The organism is Pantoea sp. CFSAN033090 (assembly GCF_001264395.1).
GTDB classification, from domain to species: Bacteria; Pseudomonadota; Gammaproteobacteria; order Enterobacterales; family Enterobacteriaceae; genus Pantoea; species Pantoea agglomerans.
This window is the reverse complement of the sequence record NZ_LGYX01000006.1, coordinates 62420-84217: the sequence shown is the minus strand read 5'-3', so window position 1 is coordinate 84217 and position 21798 is coordinate 62420. Positions and strand designations below refer to the sequence as shown.

19 protein-coding genes and 1 pseudogene are annotated in these 21798 nt (G+C 48.7%); 12 read left to right on the top strand and 8 right to left on the bottom strand.

The genetic code is table 11. The features are described 5' to 3' along the window. Nucleotides 1-477 precede the first annotated feature (477 nt). Entirely contained in the window at nt 478-1353 is an 876-nt protein-coding gene (locus AFL22_RS06740) for a LysR family transcriptional regulator (RefSeq protein WP_052271036.1), read from the bottom strand. 321 nt (nt 1354-1674) lie between these two features. Between AFL22_RS06740 and AFL22_RS06735 the strand changes: the two genes are divergently transcribed. The 3 genes from AFL22_RS06735 (at nt 1675) to AFL22_RS06725 (ending at nt 3905) form a co-directional block, all read left to right on the top strand. Next, entirely contained in the window at nt 1675-2427 is a 753-nt protein-coding gene (locus AFL22_RS06735; protein WP_241773166.1) for a pirin family protein, read from the top strand. 96 nt (nt 2428-2523) lie between these two features. Continuing rightward, nucleotides 2524-3396, top strand: coding sequence for an alpha/beta hydrolase (locus tag AFL22_RS06730; RefSeq protein ID WP_052271035.1), 873 nt, complete (start codon nt 2524-2526; stop codon nt 3394-3396). Between the two features lie 32 nt (nt 3397-3428). Beyond that, nucleotides 3429-3905 carry a cupin domain-containing protein gene (locus AFL22_RS06725; RefSeq protein WP_052271034.1) on the top strand — a complete coding sequence of 159 codons (477 nt, stop codon included), beginning with the start codon at nt 3429-3431 and terminating at the stop codon, nt 3903-3905. Between the two features lie 86 nt (nt 3906-3991). Here the strand turns inward: AFL22_RS06725 and AFL22_RS06720 are convergent, their stop codons facing one another. Both AFL22_RS06720 and AFL22_RS06715 read right to left on the bottom strand, forming a co-directional pair. Further along, entirely contained in the window at nt 3992-5050 is a 1059-nt protein-coding gene (locus AFL22_RS06720; RefSeq protein ID WP_052271033.1) for an alkene reductase, read from the bottom strand. A gap of 412 nt (nt 5051-5462) precedes the next feature. Further along, nucleotides 5463-6476 (bottom strand): helix-turn-helix domain-containing protein, encoded by a 1014-nt coding sequence (locus AFL22_RS06715; protein WP_082239146.1) that lies wholly within the window; start codon nt 6474-6476, stop codon nt 5463-5465. Between the two features lie 150 nt (nt 6477-6626). On the opposite strand from AFL22_RS06715, the gene AFL22_RS06710 reads away from it, so the two are divergent. The 3 genes from AFL22_RS06710 (at nt 6627) to AFL22_RS06700 (ending at nt 9551) form a co-directional block, all read left to right on the top strand. Then, nucleotides 6627-7502 (top strand): carbon-nitrogen hydrolase family protein, encoded by an 876-nt coding sequence (locus tag AFL22_RS06710; RefSeq protein WP_241773165.1) that lies wholly within the window; start codon nt 6627-6629, stop codon nt 7500-7502. A 127-nt stretch (nt 7503-7629) separates the two neighbouring features. After that, nucleotides 7630-8679: a phenylacetaldoxime dehydratase family protein gene (locus AFL22_RS06705; RefSeq protein WP_052271032.1), complete on the top strand. Its 1050-nt coding sequence runs from the start codon at nt 7630-7632 to the stop codon at nt 8677-8679. After that, a complete protein-coding gene (locus tag AFL22_RS06700) occupies nt 8676-9551 on the top strand; it encodes a transporter (protein WP_052271031.1) in 876 nt (291 codons plus the stop codon). The genes AFL22_RS06705 and AFL22_RS06700 overlap by 4 nt, the downstream gene beginning before the upstream one ends. Before the next feature lie 321 nt (nt 9552-9872). Here AFL22_RS06700 and AFL22_RS06695 read toward each other — a convergent pair whose 3' ends face one another. Next, nucleotides 9873-10295, bottom strand: coding sequence for an Lrp/AsnC family transcriptional regulator (locus AFL22_RS06695; protein ID WP_052271030.1), 423 nt, complete (start codon nt 10293-10295; stop codon nt 9873-9875). Between the two features lie 123 nt (nt 10296-10418). Here AFL22_RS06695 and AFL22_RS06690 point away from each other — a divergent pair, with 123 nt between their 5' ends. From AFL22_RS06690 to AFL22_RS06680, 3 genes are all read left to right on the top strand, one after another. Next, nucleotides 10419-11441: an ornithine cyclodeaminase gene (locus tag AFL22_RS06690; RefSeq protein WP_052271029.1), complete on the top strand. Its 1023-nt coding sequence runs from the start codon at nt 10419-10421 to the stop codon at nt 11439-11441. A 7-nt stretch (nt 11442-11448) separates the two neighbouring features. After that, on the top strand, nt 11449-12375 hold the full coding sequence (locus tag AFL22_RS06685) for an arginine deiminase-related protein (RefSeq protein ID WP_052271028.1): 927 nt from the start codon (nt 11449-11451) through the stop codon (nt 12373-12375). 99 nt (nt 12376-12474) lie between these two features. Continuing rightward, entirely contained in the window at nt 12475-13902 is a 1428-nt protein-coding gene (locus AFL22_RS06680; protein WP_052271027.1) for an amino acid permease, read from the top strand. Nucleotides 13903-14290: 388 nt separating this feature from the next. Here AFL22_RS06680 and AFL22_RS06675 read toward each other — a convergent pair whose 3' ends face one another. Continuing rightward, complete coding sequence (locus tag AFL22_RS06675; RefSeq protein WP_179257421.1) at nt 14291-15277, bottom strand: SMP-30/gluconolactonase/LRE family protein; 987 nt, start codon at nt 15275-15277, stop codon at nt 14291-14293. Between the two features lie 51 nt (nt 15278-15328). Continuing rightward, the gene (locus tag AFL22_RS06670) at nt 15329-15910 is read right to left on the bottom strand and encodes a hypothetical protein (RefSeq protein ID WP_052271025.1); all 582 of its coding nucleotides are present in this window, start codon (nt 15908-15910) and stop codon (nt 15329-15331) included. 154 nt (nt 15911-16064) lie between these two features. On the opposite strand from AFL22_RS06670, the pseudogene AFL22_RS06665 reads away from it, so the two are divergent. After that, nucleotides 16065-16369 (top strand): annotated as a pseudogene (locus tag AFL22_RS06665) (integrase core domain-containing protein); the annotation flags it as partial. 223 nt (nt 16370-16592) lie between these two features. On the opposite strand, the gene AFL22_RS06660 reads toward AFL22_RS06665, so the two are convergent. Next, nucleotides 16593-17525: a LysR family transcriptional regulator gene (locus tag AFL22_RS06660; protein ID WP_052271024.1), complete on the bottom strand. Its 933-nt coding sequence runs from the start codon at nt 17523-17525 to the stop codon at nt 16593-16595. A gap of 92 nt (nt 17526-17617) precedes the next feature. Here AFL22_RS06660 and AFL22_RS06655 point away from each other — a divergent pair, with 92 nt between their 5' ends. Beyond that, nucleotides 17618-18094 carry a GNAT family N-acetyltransferase gene (locus AFL22_RS06655; RefSeq protein ID WP_052271023.1) on the top strand — a complete coding sequence of 159 codons (477 nt, stop codon included), beginning with the start codon at nt 17618-17620 and terminating at the stop codon, nt 18092-18094. A 275-nt stretch (nt 18095-18369) separates the two neighbouring features. Here AFL22_RS06655 and AFL22_RS06650 read toward each other — a convergent pair whose 3' ends face one another. Then, nucleotides 18370-18927, bottom strand: coding sequence for a GNAT family N-acetyltransferase (locus AFL22_RS06650; RefSeq protein ID WP_052271022.1), 558 nt, complete (start codon nt 18925-18927; stop codon nt 18370-18372). A gap of 1820 nt (nt 18928-20747) precedes the next feature. Here AFL22_RS06650 and AFL22_RS06640 point away from each other — a divergent pair. Then, nucleotides 20748-21182, top strand: coding sequence for a hypothetical protein (locus tag AFL22_RS06640; protein ID WP_052271020.1), 435 nt, complete (start codon nt 20748-20750; stop codon nt 21180-21182). Nucleotides 21183-21798 lie beyond the last annotated feature (616 nt).

Below are 21798 nucleotides of genomic sequence, written 5' to 3'. Positions count from 1 at the left end.
CGGAAAGGATTTTATGCTGCGCGTTTAAATGCCGCCCTAAAGAAGGGCCAGCTTTAAAAGAACACATTAAAATATTTCATTAAGTTAATTTAGCTTTTTAAAATTAGATAGAATTAAAAAAATCATAAAAATGAATGAATCTGTTCTCTGGATTGCATCATAAATTCATAGGCGATTTTACCTGGATTCATTTGACCTCAGGTTTGTTCGTAAAGAGGTGACCAGCCAGGCTGGTACAGCCGTAGATTTTTATCCTCAGAGGAATAGAAAGGAAGTTTTTGCTGGTACAGTAACAGCTTCTGTTGTTAGGATTGCGCCGCTTTTAATCATACTTTATGAACATGAGATAAAATACCCTCAATTTCTTTTTCTCTCCGGTTCCTTAAAATTCCCTCAACTTTTGATGCGCCTGATCACTGATACGATATTTACATATAAAATTATCGCAGAAACATTTCCAACCATAATTGCATTTCATCATTTCAGATGTTCCCGAATAAACTCGATAAACACCTGAACCTTTGCCGGTAACAATCTGGTTTCAGTGAGCGCATAGATGGTCACCGCTTCTGCTTCAAAAGATGACAGTATTCGAGTAAGGCCCCCGGTTTTTACATCCTCAGCAACGATGAGTTCAGGCAAAATCGCAACGCCCATCCCCATGTTTGAAAGCCGACGCATCATACCGATACTGTTCATCTGAAAGCGTCCGGAAGCGCGGATGCTCTCTTTCTCTTGCCCCTGATAAAGATGCCATGTTGCCGTCTTTTCAGGTCGCATAATCAGACATTCATGTCCAGACAGATCTTGCGGCGTCACAGGCTCCCCTTTCATCCTGAGATACTGGGGTGAAGCATAAATGTAACGCGGCAATGCTCCCAGCTTCCTCGCTATCAGACCTGAGTCAGGCTGTGTCCCCATTCGGATAGCCAGGTCAAAAGGTTCCGACACGAGGTCAACATTTCTGGGCGTGAGGTCGAAATCAAAACTGATACCGGGATATCGCTCAGAGAACTGACAGATAATCGGGGTCAGAATTACGATGGCAAAGTCGGCGGGAAGTGAAATCCTTAACAGTCCCTCGGGATTTGCGAGCATGGTACCCAGCTGCTCATGTGCCAGTCGGGCTTCATCCACAATCCGCCTGCAACGCTCATAATAAATATGCCCCGCCTCCGTGAGTTCAATTTTTCGCGTTGTACGATGCAGTAATCTAAGACCTATTGTTTTCTCAAGCTCCCCGATCTTGCGTGAAAGCGTAGAGTTGGGCATGCCTAACGACTCAGCCGCGCCACGAAAACTCTTCGCTTTAACAACTTCGACAAAATATGACATGTGATTCAGAAGTTCCATAAAAATTGTTCCATCAGTGGAATGTTCAATTCTGATTTTAGCTATTTATTCCATTTATTGTCAGCCTATAATTCAATCATTCGCACCGAATTAACACTTTTTTGCGATGGAGTTACATAGCAACATGAAAATAACCTTTATTAATCAGTTTAATGCCGATCTGGCTGGAAGGTGTGCACACTCTCTGATGGCAAAACTGGTCCGGGTCATCATGAAAGCTTTCCAGTAAGTCCTGACCAAAGTCACCACAACTCTGGCATTAGCGACTCAGCGTGATGTAACACTCCAGTCAGGCTGGTTGCTCCATGATAAGGAACTACGATGAGTAACATGCAAAAAATTCTGCGCAGTAGTAAGCACCGCCACGGCTCAGGTGGATTTGGTATTGAAATCCTCTGGCCCGGCATGGTCCGCCAGTCTGAAGACAGTGGTATTGGCGGAATTGGTCGTATTGATCATGCCAATGTCAGCCCAGGTACCGTGATCCCGATGCATCCGCACAAAGATGATGAAATCCTGACCTACATGCGTAAAGGAAAAATGCTGCACCTGGATACAGTGGGCAATGAAGAAGAAGTCTCCAATACCCGCCTGATGCTGATGAATGCCGGTCACAGCTTCCAGCATGAAGAACGCATTCTTGGTGCTAAAGGCGAATCGATGCAGTGCCTGCAGATATTTGTTCGCCCGTCTGAAAGCGACCTTGAACCTCAGGTGCAGTTCCATGATTTTGGTACACCCTACAGTCATGATGCATGGCGGCTGATAGCCGGTCCCGAAGAGGCACCATTAATTTTCCGTTCACAGACATGGCTGCATGACATTCGTCTGAGCAAAGATGAAGAGGTTCCACTGCCAACTGTGCCAGTTCCGGGCGTTTCCAGAATCCTTTATGTTTTTGAGGGACGGGCAAAAATAGCGAACGTCGAACTGGAAAGCGGTGAAAGCGTCGTCATCAACGATAACGTGGCACACATACTGAAAGCTGAACAGGATAGCGATTTAGTACTGTTCACCACTGATCCAAAAGCAGACTTTTTCCGCGAAGGCATGTTTAGCGGAAATATTCGTTAAACACTCCAAAAAATGTTCATAACGCGTTATGCAGTGGCTTAAGCGCGCGTCATGAGGCCAGTTCTCTGATTGCTAGAATTTTTAGAGTGATATGACATGACAACTCAGAATACAGTTTCAGTCCCAGAAATTAAAATTGCTCATCACACTGCTCGCGTTAATGGCGTGCGTCTCCACTACGCTATGGCAGGGTCTGGCGAGCCGCTGATATTGCTTCATGGCTGGCCCCAGACATGGCGTGAATGGAAAACCATGATCCCGGAACTCGCTAAACATTACACTGTCATTGCTCCGGATATGCGTGGTTTTGGCGATTCAGATAAGCCAGGAAGCGGCTATGAAAAACGCACAGTGGCGGAGGACATTTACCAACTGGTAAATCATCTCGGCTTCGACGAAATCAACCTTGTCGGCCATGATATAGGCATGATGGTCGCTTATGAATATGCTTCAGCCCATCCGGGCAAAGTGCGTAAGCTAGCTATGCTTGAGGCTGGTTTACCCGGTCTTGGTCTGGAAATGCTGATGGATGGCGCTAAGTTTCCACAGTTTTATCATTTTTCGTTCTTTAGCGCTCCGGGCCTTGCCGAGGCACTGGTTGCAGGTCGCGAAAAAATGTTCATTACACATTTCATTCGCCATCTCTCATACGATACTTATGCTTTAACCGACGAAGATCTCAATGAATATGCAGAACGTCTGAGCCAGCCCGGTGCTCTGCGCGCAAGCTTTGAACATTACCGAGCCTTCCCGGTAGATGCGGTTAACAACCTGGAAAATGCAAAAACCAAACTTCCTATGCCGGTACTGGCTGTGGGTGGAGAATTTTGTATGAACGATCAGGTTGGCGTGATCATGAACGCCCTGGCTGACGATGTGCAGACTTCCGTTATTAAACGCAGCGGTCACTGGCTTACAGAAGAGCAGCCGGAAGAGTTAACTGCATTATTGTTAGCGTTTTTTAAATAAATATTAGCGAAGCAAAAGCAGGAGAATTAACCATGAGCGCACGAGTTTTATTACCGGGCGATGGCCAGATGACAGGCGTCGCCGGGGATATCTACACCATCAAGGCCAGCAGCCGTGACACCAATGGCGCTTACACCATCATGGAAGCCGTCATTCCAGCTCAGAAAGGGCCGCCGCCACATGTTCATTCACGTGAAGAAGAATCATTTTTTGTACTGGATGGCGAACTGGAATTTTTTGCAGATGGAGAACGGACAGTAGCGGGAGTTGGCGCGTCGGTAACCGTTCCAAAAGGATCACTCCATTATTTTAAAAATCTGGGAGACACGCCGGCGAGAATGCTGATTATTGCGGTTCCCGCAGGTCTGGATGATTACTTTATTGAAGTCAGTCAGCCGGAAGGGACTTTCTCGGAAGAAAATCCCCCTGCTATGGACGATGCCCAGATCCATAAGATGATTGAAGTTGCTCCTAAATATGGTATTGAGATTAAGGTACCGGAGCATTGATTAATCTCTACTGAGGTTAAAATAATCTTGAATGATGGCGCTAAAAAACCCTGAAAATCAGGGTTTTTTTATTGTCACGTTATTGATTACGAAAGGCGAGGGTAATCCGTGTAACCCACCTCAGTTCCCCCGAAGTAAGTCGTGTGATCCGCAGGATTCATTGCAGCATCCGCCAGCAGGCGTTCTACAAAATCCGGGTTTGCCAGCACCATCTGCCCATATGATTCAAGATCTGCCAGACCAGAAGCGACGTCGTTTCCAACATTCGAGCGCTCCTGTCCCGGACGGTTAACAATCAGCGTTTGAGTCCACAGACTGCGAATGTCAGCCAGCAATTGATCATTGCCAAGATGCATAATATGAACATAGGCAATGCCCAGCTTATTCAGCTCAGCGACCAGATAACGATACAGTGCAGGCCCATGCTCACCTTCATCGATCCCCCACATAAGCGTGCCTGGCGAGAGGCGGATACCTGTTCTCTCTGCGCCAATTTCCTCTGAAACTGCTTTAACAACTTCTATCGCAAACCGGGCGCGATTTTCAATAGATCCGCCGTACTGGTCTGTACGTGTATTCGCACTTGGTGCCAGGAACTGTTGAATCAGGTATGCATTCGCACCGTGGATTTCTACACCGTCGGCTCCAGCCTCAATGGCTGCACGAGCCGCAATACGAAAGTCATTTACCGTATCCCGCACTTCTTCAGTCGTCAGCGCACGTGGTACAGGAATGTCCTGCATACCCGTGGGAGTGAAAATTGGCGTCTCAGGTGCAATAGCAGAAGGCGCAACGGCCTTGCGATGGTGAGGAGTATTATCCGGATGGGACATACGACCGGCGTGCATAAGCTGGATAAAGATGTGGCCCCCTTCGTTATGAACGGCAGTAGTCACTTTTTTCCAGCCAGCAACATGCGCATCAGTATAGATGCCTGGTGTCATGAGATACCCCTGACCATCATCTGAAGGTTGTGTGCCTTCAGCAATTATTAACCCGATACTGGCACGTTGTCCGTAGTACTCAGCGATCAGTTTTCCAGGCGTACCGTCGAAGTCTGCACGACTGCGTGTCATTGGGGCCATTACCAGATGATTTGAAAGCGTGTAAGGCCCCATTTTGGCAGGAGTGAAAATTTTTCTCATTGACTCTTTCCTTTAATTCATGGCTAAAAAGCCTGTGCATGTATATTAATTTCAATGAATAGCTATCATTCGACTGTATTTACATCAGATTAAACCTGCATTAATAATCTATGAAATCGCCCAATGAATACATGCAATAAAATGGAAATCATCATTCCAAAAATGGAGCAATAGAAATTTTAATTTTGACAAGCATTACAAATTACTTTCGTGCGCGTATTCTTACCAAAATTATAACTTACTCAATTAGTATTAAAGAGAGAGGTGTTTAATTTGCACTGCATATTTTTGAATGTGTACAAATAGTATTTTGCAATACGGCATGTTTAAAACAAAAAAGCCACACCTGAGATAATTTAATCCATCTCAACCTTTTTGAAGCGAGATAATGCTCTGTATATTGAAAATCAAGTTACTGAATTTCTCTAAGCCAGTTATCGAGACAGGAATCACCTTTATTTCCTGCATGCGTACTTGTCATATGACCATCGCCAGCCTTATGACGATACTCCGTTGGTGAGCAGCTGAATTTTGCCCTGAATGCACGAGAAAAATAGGCCATATCACTGAACCCAAACTTCCATGCAATCTGGCTGATGGGTATATCTGTATAGAGAGGAGACTGCAAAGCCAGCGAAGCTTTATTCAGCCTCTGAGTCAGGACATACCGGCCAAAGGTAGTACCGTCATTTTTCAGGAGCATGCTCAGATAACGTGGTGAAATACGGAATGAATCAGCAATGCGTGATACTGAAAGCGTTGTATCCGAAAGCTGCTGATCTATCATTATTTTAACCTGAAGAAGCAGTCCTGTAGATGAACGGGACGATCTTTCTGATCTGCATTCATCTGAGATAACAACTGTAATCAGCTCAAGGAGCTGTCTGTAAAGGACGCTGGTATGACGGGATGAAATATCTTCCGCTTGCGCCATCAGGTTATTCAGAAGCATGTGGAGAAAAGGCGTCAGGGAATGTTTTTTGCCAAAGGAATACGCAACAAGATGTTCTGTCTTACCCAGTTTCTGTCTCAGATGCTCTATGGGTATCTGCACCACATGCTGACGCGTTTCACCATGAAGGTGCAGTTCGTAAGTAAAGCGAGTGTCATATAGCCCGAACTCACCCTGACCAAGGCCGGCGTGGCTCCCTGCCTGGGTCACGGACGTTTTACCCTGACTGATAAAACTCAGCAGCATGACATTGTCAGGATGATTATCAGCCCCCCTTCGGCGTCTTATGACGTCCTGGGCACTACAGCTGACCTCTGAAAGCCGCAGGTCTCCCCAGCTCCCCGATCTGATAACGCCGTACCTGTCGTCTCCGGAAAAAATACTTTCCAGTGGAACAAACGTGCGGCTGATGGCATGCCGCCAGTAGTCACTCCGCTCAGCATACAAAACATCAGCAGTGTTATACGTCTTCATGTCAGCAACCTCCACCCCAGGTTGAACATGTAATGCAAACTTTAGACCACTTCCTTTTCAGACAAGTATTCTTTCCTTCCTGTCATAACACTGCGCCCGTAAGGGAGGATATATCTGTGTCTGCTGAATTATTTTACCAGGAGACAGAACATGATGAACAAACTGGTTACCGTTGCCTGCGTTCAGGCCGCCCCTGTTTTTATGGATTTAGAAGGCACAGTAGACAAAACAATTGCCCTCATCTCTGAAGCGGCACAGAAAGGTGCGGAACTCATAGCTTTTCCGGAGACCTGGATACCCGGCTATCCGTGGTTTTTATGGCTGAATTCCCCTGCCCAGAATATGCATTTGGTTTATCAGTACCATCAGAACTCACTGGTGCTGGACAGTGCTCAGGCGAAACGAATTGCGGATGCGGCGCAGCAGAACAATATCATTGTCGTTCTGGGCTTCAGCGAGCGCGATCACGGGAGCCTCTATATCTCACAGTGGCTGATTGGCAGCGACGGGGAAACTATTGGCATCCGGCGCAAGCTTAAGGCCACGCACGTGGAGCGCACGCTGTTCGGCGAGAGCGACGGCTCCTCTCTGACTACCTGGGAGACACCTCTGGGGAACGTCGGAGCCCTTTGCTGCTGGGAGCATCTGCAACCGCTGTCCCGTTATGCGATGTATTCCCAGCATGAGGAGATCCATATTGCCGCCTGGCCAAGCTTCAGTCTTTACACCAGCGCAACGGCCGCGCTGGGTCCAGACGTCAACACGGCGGCTTCACGCCTGTATGCCGCAGAGGGACAGTGCTTCGTGATAGCCCCGTGTGCCGTGGTTTCTGATGAGATGATTGATTTCCTTTGTCCTGACGATGACCGGAGAGCGTTACTCAGTGCCGGGGGGGGCATGCCCGTATTTACGGCCCGGACGGAAGGGAACTCGTCACACCTCTCGGGGAAAATCAGGAAGGACTACTTATTGCTGAGCTCGACCCTGCTGCCATCACCTTTGCCAAACTGGCGGCTGACCCGGTAGGCCACTATTCCCGCCCTGACGTGACCCGCCTCCTTTTCAATCCCTCGGCCAACAAGACTGTGATCAAACGGCATTCGCCTCCTGAGCTAATTGCCGAACAGGCTGCCGAAGAAGAGGAGGAGTAGAAATGGAATCAGCCATTCCTGAGCATCTGCGTACCCTGCGCAGATGTCCCTCCGCCATGCCCGATAAACATGAGCCGCCTTTTCCGGCCTGGACCGCCCGATTCTCCCCCCTGGCCGGGCCGATAGTCATGGCGTACTTCGGTATCCAGGGGAGAAACTGTCCGGATATTTCTGCCCTGAATGAAGTCACTGATCGCTTTTCGTCATCGGATGGCCCCGGCCACTGGGACATAGCGTCATGCAAAGACCACGCGGGTTTTTATAACCTGATGGCCATCGCCTACTGGTCATCCGCAGAGCAGTTTGAGAGCTGGAAACAGAGCAGCCGGTTCCACATATGGTGGAATTCACCAGAAAGGGAGAACGGGGAGAATGGTTTCTTTCTTGAAATTGTCAGCCCGCAGCCTGAAAACTTTGAGACCATATTTTCAGACAGAACCTCTCCGGAAGGCGCATCCTGGCTGGCTGAAGGCATGAGCGGTGAGATACGCGAGCATGGTTACTGGGGGAGTGCCCGCGATCGCCTGCCAGCAGCGCAGAACAATCCCCTCTGTGGAACCGGTAAATCCCGTTCGCGGGCAGAAAGCGGAAAACGGATTGTGCTGTCAGGAAGTAACAACCTCTGCCTCATTCGCTCCGGGCAGGACTGGTCGGCCACGCAACAGGAAGAAAGACAAAAATACCTCACAGAAGTAGAGCCGGTACTGCGCCAGGGAATGGATTTCCTGAGAGATCAGGGCCATACCATAGGCTGCCTGAGCTGCCGGTATATGCAGGTGTTAGATCCCTCATCACACGCACTGACGGAAAAAACGTTTGGTCTGGTGCACTTTGCCGATATGGCCGCCCTTGAACTCTGGGCAAAAAGCCATCCGACACACGTGGCAATATTTGGCGGGTTCATGCGCTACGTGAAAGAGCTGAACTTTAATATCGCGCTCCGCCTGTGGCATGAAATTGTCGTTGTACCTGCAGAATCACAGTATTTTGAATATGTTAACTGTCACCCGGGGACTGGCCTGTTACGGCAGGACAGCGGAGGATCATTATGAATACGTTTTTTTGCCGTACCGGTATTTCTCTTGCAGCAGCATTAAGTATGCCTGCTGATGCCCTTGAGTTTTCTCCCGGAGATTACGAGATGATGCCGGCGAATAAAACATTCGCGCTGGCCTATTTTCAGTATGCTCACAGCGATGAATACTATTCTCAGGGCAATAGAGCAGCCGGTGATTACAGATTACGCTCTGAGGCCACACTGCTGCGCTTTATTCATGGATTCCGTCCTGCGAAAAACTTCAGTATTGAGCCACAGATTATCATTCCGTTTGCCAGGGTGGACACGATGGGAGATGCCAGTTCACTCGGCAGCGCGTCAGGGATGGGCGATATTATTGTGGGGGTGCCTTTCAAGTTCAGGATGGACAACGAAGGCGGTGACATTCTTTCCCTGGCCCCTTTTATTTATGCGCCCACCGGGGCCTACAACAATGAAAAAGCTGTGAATGTAGGGGAAAACCGCTGGCGCTATCTGCTGCAGGGCGTCTGGATCCATCATTTCTCATACGCCTGGGCATTCACTACGGGTGCGGATGTCTCCTGGACGACAGCAAATGACCGTTACGGTAACAATAATGCCAGACTCAGTCAGAGCCCGCGTTACGAATATCAGGCGTATCTGAGTTATAACCTGACGCCTGCCACGCAGTTTGGATTTGGCGGCGGATGGATAATCGGGGCCAGAAGCCGGATTGACGGAGTTTCTCAGGATGACAGGCTGGACAGCACGTATGTACGTATTTCAGCTTCGCATTTCATTACACCAGCCGTTCAGGTTCAGCTCTCAGGTGGTCGAGATATCTCCGTAGAGCAGGGATTCCGGCAGGATACAAATATCAGTCTGAGATTAGGTTATCTTTTCTGAAATTACTGGCCAGACTCTGTCTCTGGCCAGAGATGTTCAGCCTGTGTGGTTATTTCTGTAAAAAATCTGTTAACTGACTTATCAAATCAACGCACACATTCCAGTCTATTATATTTATCCACTGCGCGGCTCAGGCGCAAACGTTGCGCCTTCAGCTTTATTTCCTGCCGGCTTTCATTTGTGCGCTTCAGTATTCTCCTGCGCTAAGCCTTTGCCAGCCGGGGAATATATGCTGGCCTCCATTCTTTATCTGACTAAACCAGATGGCTCGTAAAAGCGTTTCCTGGATGTTCATCCGGGAGATGCCACATTAATGATGTGTCAGGCTTTATGCGTCGACAGCAAAATGCTTGTCTCGGTATTATAAATACCTTCTACGCGGCGGATCCGCCCGAGCGTCCGGTCAAAATTCTCCAGAGTGTCAGCGCGTAGCTCTACCAGCAAATCCCATTTCCCGTTTGTACTGTGCAGGGTATAAACGGCCGGATCGCTGCGCAATTGCTTCACAATGGCCAGTGCCTTCGTCCCCTCCACCGCGACATTCATCCAGGCACGAATGTATTTGTGCTCTACACCCGGCTTCACTTTTACCGTGTACCCGGTGATTGTGCCGTCATGCTGCAGCGCTTCCATACGCTTTTGCACCGTAGCGCGGGAAACCTTCATCTGACTGGCCAGCTCTGTCACGGACATCCGCGCGTTTTCGCGCAGCAGTGCAATTAATTGTTGATCTGTCAGGTTCATAGCAAAGTGAATTTTTTCGTTATCAATCTGCTCATTATTGACACATTATGACCAATTCAACAACTTACCCGAGTCAATTTGCTTTTACATAATGATGTTTTATGACAACAGTGAGAATTTCACATGACTCGTTTTGTTGATATTGAAGATATGCATAAGCTGGTAAGCTTATCCGGTGTAGCAAAATTTATCAGCCGACTGGTTGACTATATTGAGGATGATTTCCGTCGCTGGCCAGAATTTGACAAGACCCCACGTATTGCCAGCCACTCCGAAATTGGCGTCATTGAGCTGATGCCCACGGCTGATTCAGAGAATTACGGTTTTAAATACGTCAACGGGCATCCACAAAACGCATTACATAACCAACTCACCGTGATGGCATTTGGTGCGCTGGCAAAGACGTCGACCGGCTATCCCGTTCTGCTCTGTGAGTTCACCCTCGCCACAGCACTGCGCACCGCTGCAACATCGGTACTTGCCGCCAGATATCTTATGCGTAAAGATGCCCGGCATATGGCGGTTATAGGCAATGGCGCACAAAGTGAATTCCAAATCATCGGCTTCCATGAAGTTCTGGGTTTAACTGATTTCTGGCTGTATGACGTTGACAATGCCGCCACTGAGAAGCTGATGGGCAACCTCAACACCTATCCCGGCATTCGTCTTCATTACTGCCATTCGATCGAAGAAGCGCTAGCCCAAGCCGATGTCATCACCACTATTACCGCTGACAAAACCAACGCTACGATAATTTCATCCGGACAGGTGAAAGCAGGTGTGCACATCAATGCCGTAGGAGGGGATTGTCCGGGTAAAACTGAATTAGATGCGGAGATCCTTCACCATGCTGACGTGTACGTAGAGTTCACGCCTCAGTCCCGTATTGAAGGTGAAATTCAGCAGATGCCTGCAGACTTCCCGGTAACAGAACTATGGGAGGTGATTAATGGTGCACGGACAGGCCGCTGCAGCAACGCGGCGGTGACGGTATTTGACTCTGTCGGTTTCGCTATCGAGGACTTTTCAGCCCTTCGCCTGATCAATGATATTGCCTCTGAACATAACATTGGCCGCGATATTGCGCTGGTACCGTCTCCCAAAAATCCACGGGACCTTTACAGCCTGCTGGTTCGCCCGGAGTAAGTACGCGATGCAAACAGCTCAAACCGTCATGATGGTGCGGCCCGCCGCCTTTTACGCCAATCCTGAAACGCTGGCAAGCAATGCTTTTCAGAAACCATTCGCTGCCGTCAGTGATGTCGCGGAACAGGCACGCAATGCTTTTGATGGCTACGTGTCAGCATTACGTCACGCCGGAGTTGAAGTTCGTGTGATAGACGACAGCGCTGAGAGTGGGACGCCAGACTCCCTTTTTCCTAATAACTGGATAGCCATGCTTGAAGATGGCTCTATTTATACCTTTCCTATGGAAGCTCAGAACCGCCGTCGTGAACGACGTATGGATATCATCGCCGACCTCACGAAAGATTACGAGGTCGTCCGACGTATCGATTTGTCAGTATTTGAAGCACGCGATTTGTATCTGGAAGGCACGGGCTCTCTGATCCTGGACCACGACAACCGTATCGCCTATGCCTGCCGTTCATCACGTAGCTCCGAAGAAGTCGGACACGAGTTCGAACGTCTCTCCGGATACAACATTCACTGGTTTAACGCGCGCGATCGGCACCTGCATCCTATTTATCATACCAACGTGATGATGAGTGTCGGCTCACGATTTGCCATTGTCTGCCTTGAATCGCTTGCATCAAAGCCGGAGCGTTTTCGACTACTTGAGCAGCTTGAGCGGACAGGTAAAACGATTATCGATGTAACTTTCACGCAAATGGAAGCGTTTGCCTGCAACGTGCTGGAAGTCAGAAATCAGAGCGGACATCCCGTCTATGCCATGTCGACTCGCGCATGGGCTGCATTCACGCCAGTACAGCAGGCCCTCATTTCTGGTTACGCCACACTGGCACTTGCTCCTATTGATATCATCGAAGATCTCGGTGGTGGTGGTGCACGCTGTATGGTTGCTGAGATCTTTCTGTCAAAGAAAATGGCTTTTTCCTGAACAAAGATTAATTAGAACCCGGCACCCTGAGCCGGGTTTTTGCTGTTCAGAAATGATGATAAAGCCTATTCCAATTACATATCAAAACCGGAGTGAATTATGAAGAATAATAAAACCCCGGCCTGCCTGACTCAGGCCCCTGCCGAAAGCCGCACACTCGCTAAGCAACTTGATAACCGACATATACAGTTAATTGCCATAGGCGGGGCAATTGGCACCGGCCTGTTCATGGGTTCCGGTAAAACTATCAACCTATCCGGATCATCAATCATTCTCACCTATGCCATCATTGGTTTTTTTCTGTTTTTTGTGATGCGCGCCCTCGGAGAATTACTGCTATCTAATACTCATTACAACTCCTTTGCTGATTTCGCAGGTGAATATCTGGGCCCCTGGGCTTGTTTTTTTATTGGCTGGACCTACTGGCTTAGCTGGGTGTTAGCCTGCATAGGCGATGTCGTTGTCATTGGCGGCTATATGCAGTTCTGGTTTCCGGGGCTGTCACTATGGATCCCGGCCTTTGGCGCTCTGGCGCTGATGCTTTTTATGAATATGCTGTCGGTGAGACTGTTCGGAGAGATGGAATTCTGGTTCGCCATAATCAAGGTAATGGCGATTGCCGCACTGCTACTGGCTGGCTTTGCGATGGTAATATACGGATATACATCCCCGCAGGGGACCAAAGCTTCGTTCAGGCATCTCACTGAGAGCGGCACGATCTTTCCGCATGGAGTATCTGGGTTTATCGCGGGTTTCCAGATTGCCTTATTCTCATTTGTCGGGATTGAGCTGATTGGTGTTGCAGCAGCAGAAACCAGGGATCCAGAAACTAACCTCCCCCGCGCTATCAATGCTATCCCGATACGCGTTCTGCTGTTTTATGTGTTATCGCTGGTATGCATTATTTCTGTCTCTTCGTGGCACCATATTTCACCTGACAGCAGCCCGTTTGTCGGACTTTTTTCTCTGGCTGGCTTGCCTGCTGCGGCTGCCGTGGTAAATTTTGTGGTACTAACATCCGCTCTTTCCTCAGCGAACAGTGGCGTTTTTTCCACAAGTCGGATGTTGTTTGGCCTGGCTAAAGAGAATTCTGCGCCGCGTGCCCTAGGAAAGCTCTCATCACTCAATATACCGCTGCGGGGACTCCTGCTGTCAGGGTTGTGTATGTTCTGCGGTGCTGCCCTGCTTTTTATTATTCCCAGCGTAATGGCGGTGTTTACTCTACTCTCTACGATGTCAGCCATTCTCCTGATTTTTATATGGAGCATGATCCTGTTATCATGGCTTGCTTATCATAGGCAGCGTTCTGATCTCCGGTGTAACAGTCAATATCGTCTGCCGGGTGGAGTAACCATGGCATGGTCTTGTTTGATTTTTTTCATGCTGATGCTTTTCGCTATGACACTAAAACCAGATACGCGCGCGGGGCTGATGATTGCACCACTTTGGTTTATCTGGCTGGCGATCGCGTGGCGGACCCAGCGTGCAAACAGTTCCAGAACAGCTTTAAGTAAACAAACGGACTAACTACGCACAAGGTGGAGCGAAGCACTCCACCTTATTATCCCAAAAGCATTACCAGTAGCCCTTACAAAATAACTCGCCGCCATCCTTGATATTCTTTTTTTCCCTGATTCCTTGGTCTGTGAGCATGAGCAGTCTGTCAGCACCGTCTTCCATTTCTATCCGTGTTTTCTGCCATGAACAATGATGCGAAATGGAAGTTGTCGCCTGCCTAGATTTCTACGGGACGCTCATGCATGATCTTTGGATGTGTTTGATTGAAATATACAGACGTGACATCTGCAGTTGTCTCACGACAAGGCATGATGCGTAGTTCAGTAAGGCGTGGTATCCAAATGTGAGCATTGACACAGACACGTATACCTCAAAGGTAAACGTGTCTGATAGTCGTTTAACTGCCTTTTGGGTTCCTTCCGGATTGATTTTGTCCGGCGTCATTGACCTTAACCGGCAGGCGCAGCACCAGGTTTGCTGCGGTTATATACAGCCATTTTCTGCCGTCAGAACCGCGGCATAGCGCAAGATTCCCGGTATCCTCCGACGGCACCAGTATTTTCCCGAGACGACCCCCCTGTTCAGAAAAGACCTGTACTCCCTCTTTGCTACTGCTCCAGACGTTCCCTTTCTCATCCGTTTTTATGCCGTCGGGTATGCCGGGCGTTACCTCAGCAAAAACGTGTCCTCCAGTCAGTCGAGTCCCGTCAACCCGGTAGGCCATAATCCGGTGAGCAAATTTTTTATTGCTGAAGTCGTGCGCCAGCTGCGTATCAGATATGTAGAGCGTTTTTCCGTCAGGCGAAAATGCCAGTCCGTTCGGGGAATGCACTTCAGGCGTATTGGCGCGTAAGAGTCGGTGAGAGGTCGAGTCATAGCGGTAAACATATTCGCCATCCAGCTCCGGCTTTCCGCCATAACTTTCCTCCCTGCTCAGCACGCCAAACGTCGGATCGGTAAACCATATCGCGCCGTCAGGTGCCACCGTCACGTCATTGGGACTGTTCAGCCGTCGTCCCTCCCATGAACCAGCCAGGGTTATCCACGTTCCGTCATGTTCATGACGGAGAACGGCACGCCGGCCGTGTGAGGCTGCAATAATTCGCCCTTCATCATCAACAGCGTGCCCGTTCTGATAATCTGAAGGGGCGAGCCATGTCTTGAGCCCCTGCTTTTCAGACCAGCTCATAACCCGGTTCTGCTTCACGTCGCTGAAAATAAACAGTCCTTCAGGAGTGCATACCGGTCCCTCAGCCCATGCTGCCTTGTCGGTAATGATTTCCGGGCGGGTATCAATGTCTATCAGCTCGTGAAACGCGGCGTTCTCCGCAATGATTTTCACACCGGGAATATCTGCCGCCACGGTGGAGAAACCGATCATCATCAAAGTCAGCACAAAAGGCGTTTTAGTAAAGCGGTAACACATCTTTTTTCCTCAGTTTGCACAGGAACCGTTAGTGCGCACACCCGGCTTAAGTTTAATAATCAGCTGCACATTCGGCTCACTTCCCACCGTTCGCGATACGTGCCCCACTCTTTTATCATCCCCACGCGGGTGCGAGTTGCTGTCGGCATTGAACTGCACCTCGCCCGGCCCCTGGACCAGTGTGGTGCCGTCCGTAGTCTCCACGGACCATTTTCCGGACAGAGTGATGACCCACTGCGGGCCTGGTGCATGATGCCAGCTGCCTACGTAGCCCGGCGGAAGTACAGCATAAGCAATGCTCTCTACCTCATCGGGTGAAACGCCAATCCACTGCGGCGCTGAAGGGGGGGCATAGCTCTTAAACTGCAGGCCTTCAAAGCGGCAGTGTCCGATGTGTGTCGCGCCGTCATCATCAGCCCAGATGGTGGCAAATTTTACAGGCGGCTGAGTTTTTCCGCCGCTCACAGTTTTTTCTGCAGAGTCAGCATGTACGGCATGTACTCCATTGACTCCATTCTCTTCTGCGCTTGCAGAAGAAACGACGGTGAACCCGTATAAAAGCGCAAGTGCGCTAAGTGTACTGTTTTTCATCATAAATCCCTGAATGGAATGGAATGCGACTAAAAAGAATAGTGGTCAATAGCTTACATTGCCCTTACTCTGCAGAAAAAAAGAAAAAGAACTTGAATAGCTGATCTGTCGTGCATGAAAGATAAATCGATTAAGGACTGTAAGTATCCCGCTTAACGGCCCGGAACTGATATCACTGGCTCTGGCGCAATGGGCTGAAGAACATGGTGTGATGCTGGAATTTATCAAGCCGGGTAAGCCGACGCAGAACGCGTTTATTGAGAGGTTTAACAGGACGTACCGGACAGAAATACTGGATTTTTACCTGTTCAGAACGCTGAACGAAGCACGGGAAATCACAGAGCGCTGGCTGAAAGAATACAACAGTGAGCGGCCCCTTGATTCCTGAATAACCTGACACCCGAAGAATATCGGCTGATGGCTGAGAAACCGGAAATCTCAAAAAGTGTGTGGAGCTAAAGCTGTGATACTTACACTTCGTTTTAAAGGCTGGAATGAGTTATCAGGTCGGCGATAACGCTGAGCAACATCAGTCAACCACCATAACAGGAGCAACACTCTTTATTGTCGATTAGTTAACTGCATAGTGTCCGCTTTTGGCACAAAGCAGCCCACGGTTATCTTCCTCAGACAGTGATGCTCTGCGAATTTTCTCCTGAATCATCCCAAGGTATTTTTGCATTCACCGCCCTGAATTAACCTCTTTTGCCAGCCTTTGAAGTTTCGCCTTTAGCCAGGTAGTCGCGCCCCGCTGACCACTCCGTTTATGTGAATAAATCTTCACTTCAAACGAGCGTACCGCGAAGGGTAATGAAAAAATCTTGATATTCACTGCCGTAATCAGCTTTTCAGCGGCAAAACGGGGGATCGCCATCAACAGGTCGCTTTCCTCAACAATAAACGGCGCACTAAGCATAGACGGCGTTTTGAGCGCTATCTGACATATATATCCCATCTGCTCAAGCTGTAAATCCAGAACGCCCCGCTTCTCATTCCAGGGCGTGACAACAAGGTGTCGTGCGGCAAGATAATCATCCAGCGTCAGCTGTGTTCGGTTTGTATTGCTGATGACAACATATTCATCTTCAAACCAGTTGATCTCTTCCAGTTCCGAATGTCGGATATCATCTGACGTGCTGAATCCAAGCGCCAGATCCACTTCTCCCGCCAGCAATTCCATCAGAGCCGGGCTGTGCGGCAAATAAAGCAACTCAAAGCGCAAACCGGGTGCCTCATGCTGCAGTTTGTGCATTAGAGGAGGGAAAATACACAACGCCGTAAAATCCGTAATCGCAATTTGTAAACGCTCCGTACTATCGGCAGCGTCAAACTCCGTTTGCGGAATCAGTTCCTGATTGAGGAATTTTAGCGCTGAAGCAATAGAAGGCGCGAGCTGTGTAGAATACGCGCTGGGGCACATACGGTGGCCTTCCCGGTAAAATAGTGGGTCATTAAGGCTGATGCGTAGCCGCGACAGCGCATGGCTCAGTGCCGATGTGCTCATTGCCAGTTCATCCGCTGCCAGACGAATGGAACAGTGTCGATAAATCGCATCAAAAATAGGCAGTAGGTTTAAATCAAGACGCCTCAGCGCCGGATGCATAATATTCATCATTTAGTGATTTCATTGCACTTAATTCTCCTGACATTAACCCTTATGCTTAGCACCATCAATGTCGCCTAGACTCAGCAATGACAGGAAAACTAATGAGTATCACGATTCGCCCGGCCCGCCCGGAAGATGCAATGGCAATTTATGGGATGATTTATGAGCTGGCTGTGTATGAAAAAGCTCCGGAAGAAGTCGTCACCACGCCGGAAGAAATCCAGGAAACATTGTTTGGCGCAGGCAGTAAAACCGAAGCGTTGATCTGTGAGATTGAAGGTAGAACTGTAGGGTATGCCGTTTTTTTCACCAGCTATTCCACATGGCTTGGGCGTAACGGTATTTATATGGAAGATTTGTACATCTCCCCTGATTATCGCGGTAAAGGTGCGGGGAGAGCGTTGCTGAAAAATATTGCGCAATGCGCAGTGAAAAGAGAGTGCGGCCGTCTTGAATGGAGTGTGCTGGACTGGAACCAGCCCGCCATTGATTTTTACCTGAGCATAGGTGCATTGCCGCAGTCTGAATGGGTACGCTATCGCCTTGATGGTGAAGCACTGCTGAATTTTGCAGAATAAAAGCTCTTTAAATTAAGAAGACTTTCCGAAGCGGGGTCGTCTATTTCTTTGATTATCTCGCCCGTACTCTTATTAACGCAAACGCTTTAGACAGCCATCGTAGAGACAACCTGATAGCCTTTCACCCTCTGTGGACAGGCATGACAATTTTCCCTGCGATCGCTGACTGGCAAACCGATACTTTCACTGTCCGCTTCTGGCATAGAGCGGACCGTTATTGTTGAATATCCGCCTGTACTAAAGAGCGGACGTTGTAGCTTCAGGCCACGGTATGATCAGCGGCTGTATTTATAAATAAAGGTATCGTCAATCACTCCCGCGCTGTCCAGTCGATCAGAAGCTAATATGGCTTCTGGTTTGAACCCACATTTTAATGCAACAGACTGACTGCGTACGTTACGTCTGGCAGTACGAATTTCTATTCTTTTAGCGTTAAAAAAGTCCGAGGCTATTTTTGTAGCCAGCTTGCATGCTTCAGGCATTATGCCTTTGCCCATCGCATCCGTGGCTAGCCAGTAGCCGATCTCGAAATAAGGAATAGCTCGATTCCTTATGAATAAGCTTATACAACCTAGTAGCTCATCTGACCTACGATCAATAATTAAAAACTTATACTCTTCTTTATCATTCAGAAAATTATCTGCTGCATCCAGCATATTATCCCTGACTGAAGAAAACGAATGAAAGCCAGGAGACCAGAGCAGAAACTCATGGTGGAACGAACTAAATTCATTAAGTTTACGTTGCATTTCTTCTGAGCGACTCAGGTCTGGAGCCGTCAGATAAAAACGGTCGTGTTGCAATAAATAAGCAGGAATTTCATCAATATGCATCTTTACCGTTCCGTTTATACAGGCTTTTAATTACTTAACACACACCGGCAAAAAATGCACCCGCTTTATTTAGCTTAGACTTTTGAAAAAATGGAGTACGCAATGACCACTGGGAGCAATACACAGCTAAAAGTATTACTGAAAACGTTTAATCTAACGGGTGGGTAACAAGGTCCGCTTTTGGCACAAAGCGGACAGTTGTTATTCAGTATCCACTATGAGCTAAAAGCGGAAGTTGACTATGATGCTGAACTGGGGGTTAACAACGTTCACTCCATGCATAAAGCAGACACGCCAACTACCGAACAATAAGACACTATTCTTAGATTGATCTTGCTGATTAGTTTTCAACTGCACAGCTTTACACAGAATCTGAACTGAAACTTTTAAACCGCTTACGCTTGTCATTTAGCCCCCTCCTTCTAATCTGAAGCATGATGTGAGACAGCAAGCGCTCCTACCGCTGGCTGAAATGATGTCTGGCTGGCTCGCCTGGCATCTTTGTCACAACACTCAGAAGCCGCTTAAGAGTTTCAAAATCTCCACCGCGATTTATGCCTGCTGCCTACCTCAGGCGCAGGTATTTTTTTATCGTATTTTTAAGGCAAAGAAATCCCGGCCACACCCGCTTTTGGCACAAAACGGACATTCAGCCTGGCCAATCTCTTCTTCCTTTATGCGGACAAAAATGGTGAGTAATGCGCAGCCAGCCCTGAATGCGGCTTTAGCGGCATGGAGGCGCCAGGTAGTGTGGAAGGTAATTCCAGTGCTAAATGGCGCCGTACGCCCGGCGCAGCCGGTTACAGACGTATAAATACTGCTATTCCCAACCCTTCCCTGAAAAGCCTTGCGGGCTTTCAGCAATGAAAAAGCTTATATAACCCCTTTTAACCCCGGTGAGCGGGCTTCACGGCGCGTGCGACGTGATGGGCGTGATTTCCGGGGCCTTAGCGACGGCAGCTTGCTGCTGACGCTTAGGGGGGTGTTTATCAAAATTTTCAGCGACTTCTACTGAACTTAACACGGTAGCTGCTAAGCCAGACGGCCTCAAAGCGACGATTACGTTAATTTAATCCCGTAGCCCCGGTGAGGGGGCTGTACGGCGCAGAGCGACGTACAGGGCGTGATTTCCGGGGTCTTAGGTTTATTGTTCACTATGAACAGTAAAACTTAGAGGATTAGTTACACCATTCATTACAGCCACTCCTGTTCCGGCCCTCCGGGCCGGGCGGCGGCGGCTGGTCAGTGGGGGCAACCGGGTTTCAGGTCCGGCTCAGGTCTGGGCGGAGAGGGGCGCGGGTTATACGGTTCTGCTCGGGACGGGGTTAATAGTGTTACTATTGGGTGTTGTAACTAATTTACTTTACCCGCCGCTTGCTGGCGGGAGCTACCTTAATCTTTTGATTCTGAGCGGCGCGGTCGCGTGCGGCCGCTGCAAGCGAAGGCATTAAACTTATCCACGCAAAATGCTGGTATGAAAACCTTATTAGTTATTTTGATTATTTCTTTCTGACGTAAGTCAGGACTATTTTGCGCGTAGCGCTGATTCTGATTGCCTGTAACCTGCTGATATTAATTGCGGGCAGCGCCGGGGAGCCGGAGGGGGCCATCAGGGTGTAGATCTTAATGTCCGTTCTGTACCAAAAGCAGGCATAAACATTTCATTCAGGAGAAGTAAAACAGGCAAAGTTTTCTTTGCATTTGCTAAAAAACAAAGCTAGCCCATTTAGACCTGTCGAGACTTACCGGTTATTTTGAGTGAATTTTTTGCAAAAATTAGTTAGGGTTTTTTAATAATTAATTTAAGCAGGAGTTTTGATATGTCAGATGAAAAGCGACCTACCCTGGATGATTTCGATTTCAGCAGAGTTGAGGTAAATCCGGGTAAACCTACCGAGAACACGGCCATGATTCTTCTCCGCATTGTAGAAGGTGCCAGGGTAGCTTTATGGCAGTACAGCCCTGACTCAACACCAGAGGTGTTAATCCAGCGCCGTAACTTATTCCAAACAACAAGCGGCTATTCATGGGGCTATAAGGGCGAGGGGTGTAAGCACCTGGCTTTTGCAATAGTTTCTGTGGTTTATGAATTCGACCGTTTAGAACCTGCCGAGCTGAGCGAAAGAGCTTATAAACTTGTGGAAGGTATGATTTCCAGTCTAAATGCAGAGGTTCCTTACGATTTGCCTGTAGCAATGATTCGTAAGAATCTGGGCGATCATGAATTGCCCTATATCCATCGGCATGACGTCTAAATCACTTATTACTTTGTTGGCCCTGCAAAGAGGGTAGCCGAGCCTCTAAAAGCTGAGGCTCAGATACTCTTAAAATACATCGTGCTATATCAATTCTACGCACTGGCGCAGCGTTGAGCTGCAGTCTTTCTCAGCGTATCGATATTGATAAGCATGGGAACCAGTGGAGATAAGCCATCATCTTCAAGTTCTTCAAAACCAAAGCGCTTGTAGAAATTAACTCGCTCACTTCTTCACTCTAAGCGTGTTTGTTGCCATCAGACCTTAGCCGTCAGGCCCGAACCCCGGAGGGATTCGGCGGAGCTAACCGGCTTTGCCGGTTAGCGCAGTAGGGCTCGACGACCCGGCAACGCCGGGGAGCCGAAGGAGGCCATCAGGCTGTTCATGCCTTTGACCTTCAGAATCAGGAAACCGGAGAAGCACCTGCCGCACAGCAGAATGAACAGCAGCAGGAAGCAGAGAGAGAAGACCGTGAGACCGGGTCCCGGAGAGAGAAAGTACAGGCGAAGGGAAAGTAACCGCCGTGGCGGCGAAGCCGCCGCAGCCGTTATCAGCCGCCGTTGACGTTTGCGGCCCCAGCTGAAAGCACTAATCCGGCCCCGCTCGCGCGAAGCCG

What these genes read in the sequence shown, in the direction of transcription:
- AFL22_RS06740 (WP_052271036.1), bottom strand. Translation starts at nt 1,353, where the DNA reads ATGGAACTTCTGAATCACATGTCATATTTTGTCGAAGTTGTTAAAGCG.
- AFL22_RS06735 (WP_241773166.1), top strand. Translation starts at nt 1,675, where the DNA reads ATGAGTAACATGCAAAAAATTCTGCGCAGTAGTAAGCACCGCCACGGC.
- AFL22_RS06730 (WP_052271035.1), top strand. Translation starts at nt 2,524, where the DNA reads ATGACAACTCAGAATACAGTTTCAGTCCCAGAAATTAAAATTGCTCAT.
- AFL22_RS06725 (WP_052271034.1), top strand. Translation starts at nt 3,429, where the DNA reads ATGAGCGCACGAGTTTTATTACCGGGCGATGGCCAGATGACAGGCGTC.
- AFL22_RS06720 (WP_052271033.1), bottom strand. Translation starts at nt 5,050, where the DNA reads ATGAGAAAAATTTTCACTCCTGCCAAAATGGGGCCTTACACGCTTTCA.
- AFL22_RS06715 (WP_082239146.1), bottom strand. Translation starts at nt 6,476, where the DNA reads ATGAAGACGTATAACACTGCTGATGTTTTGTATGCTGAGCGGAGTGAC.
- AFL22_RS06710 (WP_241773165.1), top strand. Translation starts at nt 6,627, where the DNA reads ATGATGAACAAACTGGTTACCGTTGCCTGCGTTCAGGCCGCCCCTGTT.
- AFL22_RS06705 (WP_052271032.1), top strand. Translation starts at nt 7,630, where the DNA reads ATGGAATCAGCCATTCCTGAGCATCTGCGTACCCTGCGCAGATGTCCC.
- AFL22_RS06700 (WP_052271031.1), top strand. Translation starts at nt 8,676, where the DNA reads ATGAATACGTTTTTTTGCCGTACCGGTATTTCTCTTGCAGCAGCATTA.
- AFL22_RS06695 (WP_052271030.1), bottom strand. Translation starts at nt 10,295, where the DNA reads ATGAACCTGACAGATCAACAATTAATTGCACTGCTGCGCGAAAACGCG.
- AFL22_RS06690 (WP_052271029.1), top strand. Translation starts at nt 10,419, where the DNA reads ATGACTCGTTTTGTTGATATTGAAGATATGCATAAGCTGGTAAGCTTA.
- AFL22_RS06685 (WP_052271028.1), top strand. Translation starts at nt 11,449, where the DNA reads ATGCAAACAGCTCAAACCGTCATGATGGTGCGGCCCGCCGCCTTTTAC.
- AFL22_RS06680 (WP_052271027.1), top strand. Translation starts at nt 12,475, where the DNA reads ATGAAGAATAATAAAACCCCGGCCTGCCTGACTCAGGCCCCTGCCGAA.
- AFL22_RS06675 (WP_179257421.1), bottom strand. Translation starts at nt 15,277, where the DNA reads ATGATGATCGGTTTCTCCACCGTGGCGGCAGATATTCCCGGTGTGAAA.
- AFL22_RS06670 (WP_052271025.1), bottom strand. Translation starts at nt 15,910, where the DNA reads ATGAAAAACAGTACACTTAGCGCACTTGCGCTTTTATACGGGTTCACC.
- AFL22_RS06660 (WP_052271024.1), bottom strand. Translation starts at nt 17,525, where the DNA reads ATGATGAATATTATGCATCCGGCGCTGAGGCGTCTTGATTTAAACCTA.
- AFL22_RS06655 (WP_052271023.1), top strand. Translation starts at nt 17,618, where the DNA reads ATGAGTATCACGATTCGCCCGGCCCGCCCGGAAGATGCAATGGCAATT.
- AFL22_RS06650 (WP_052271022.1), bottom strand. Translation starts at nt 18,927, where the DNA reads ATGCATATTGATGAAATTCCTGCTTATTTATTGCAACACGACCGTTTT.
- AFL22_RS06640 (WP_052271020.1), top strand. Translation starts at nt 20,748, where the DNA reads ATGTCAGATGAAAAGCGACCTACCCTGGATGATTTCGATTTCAGCAGA.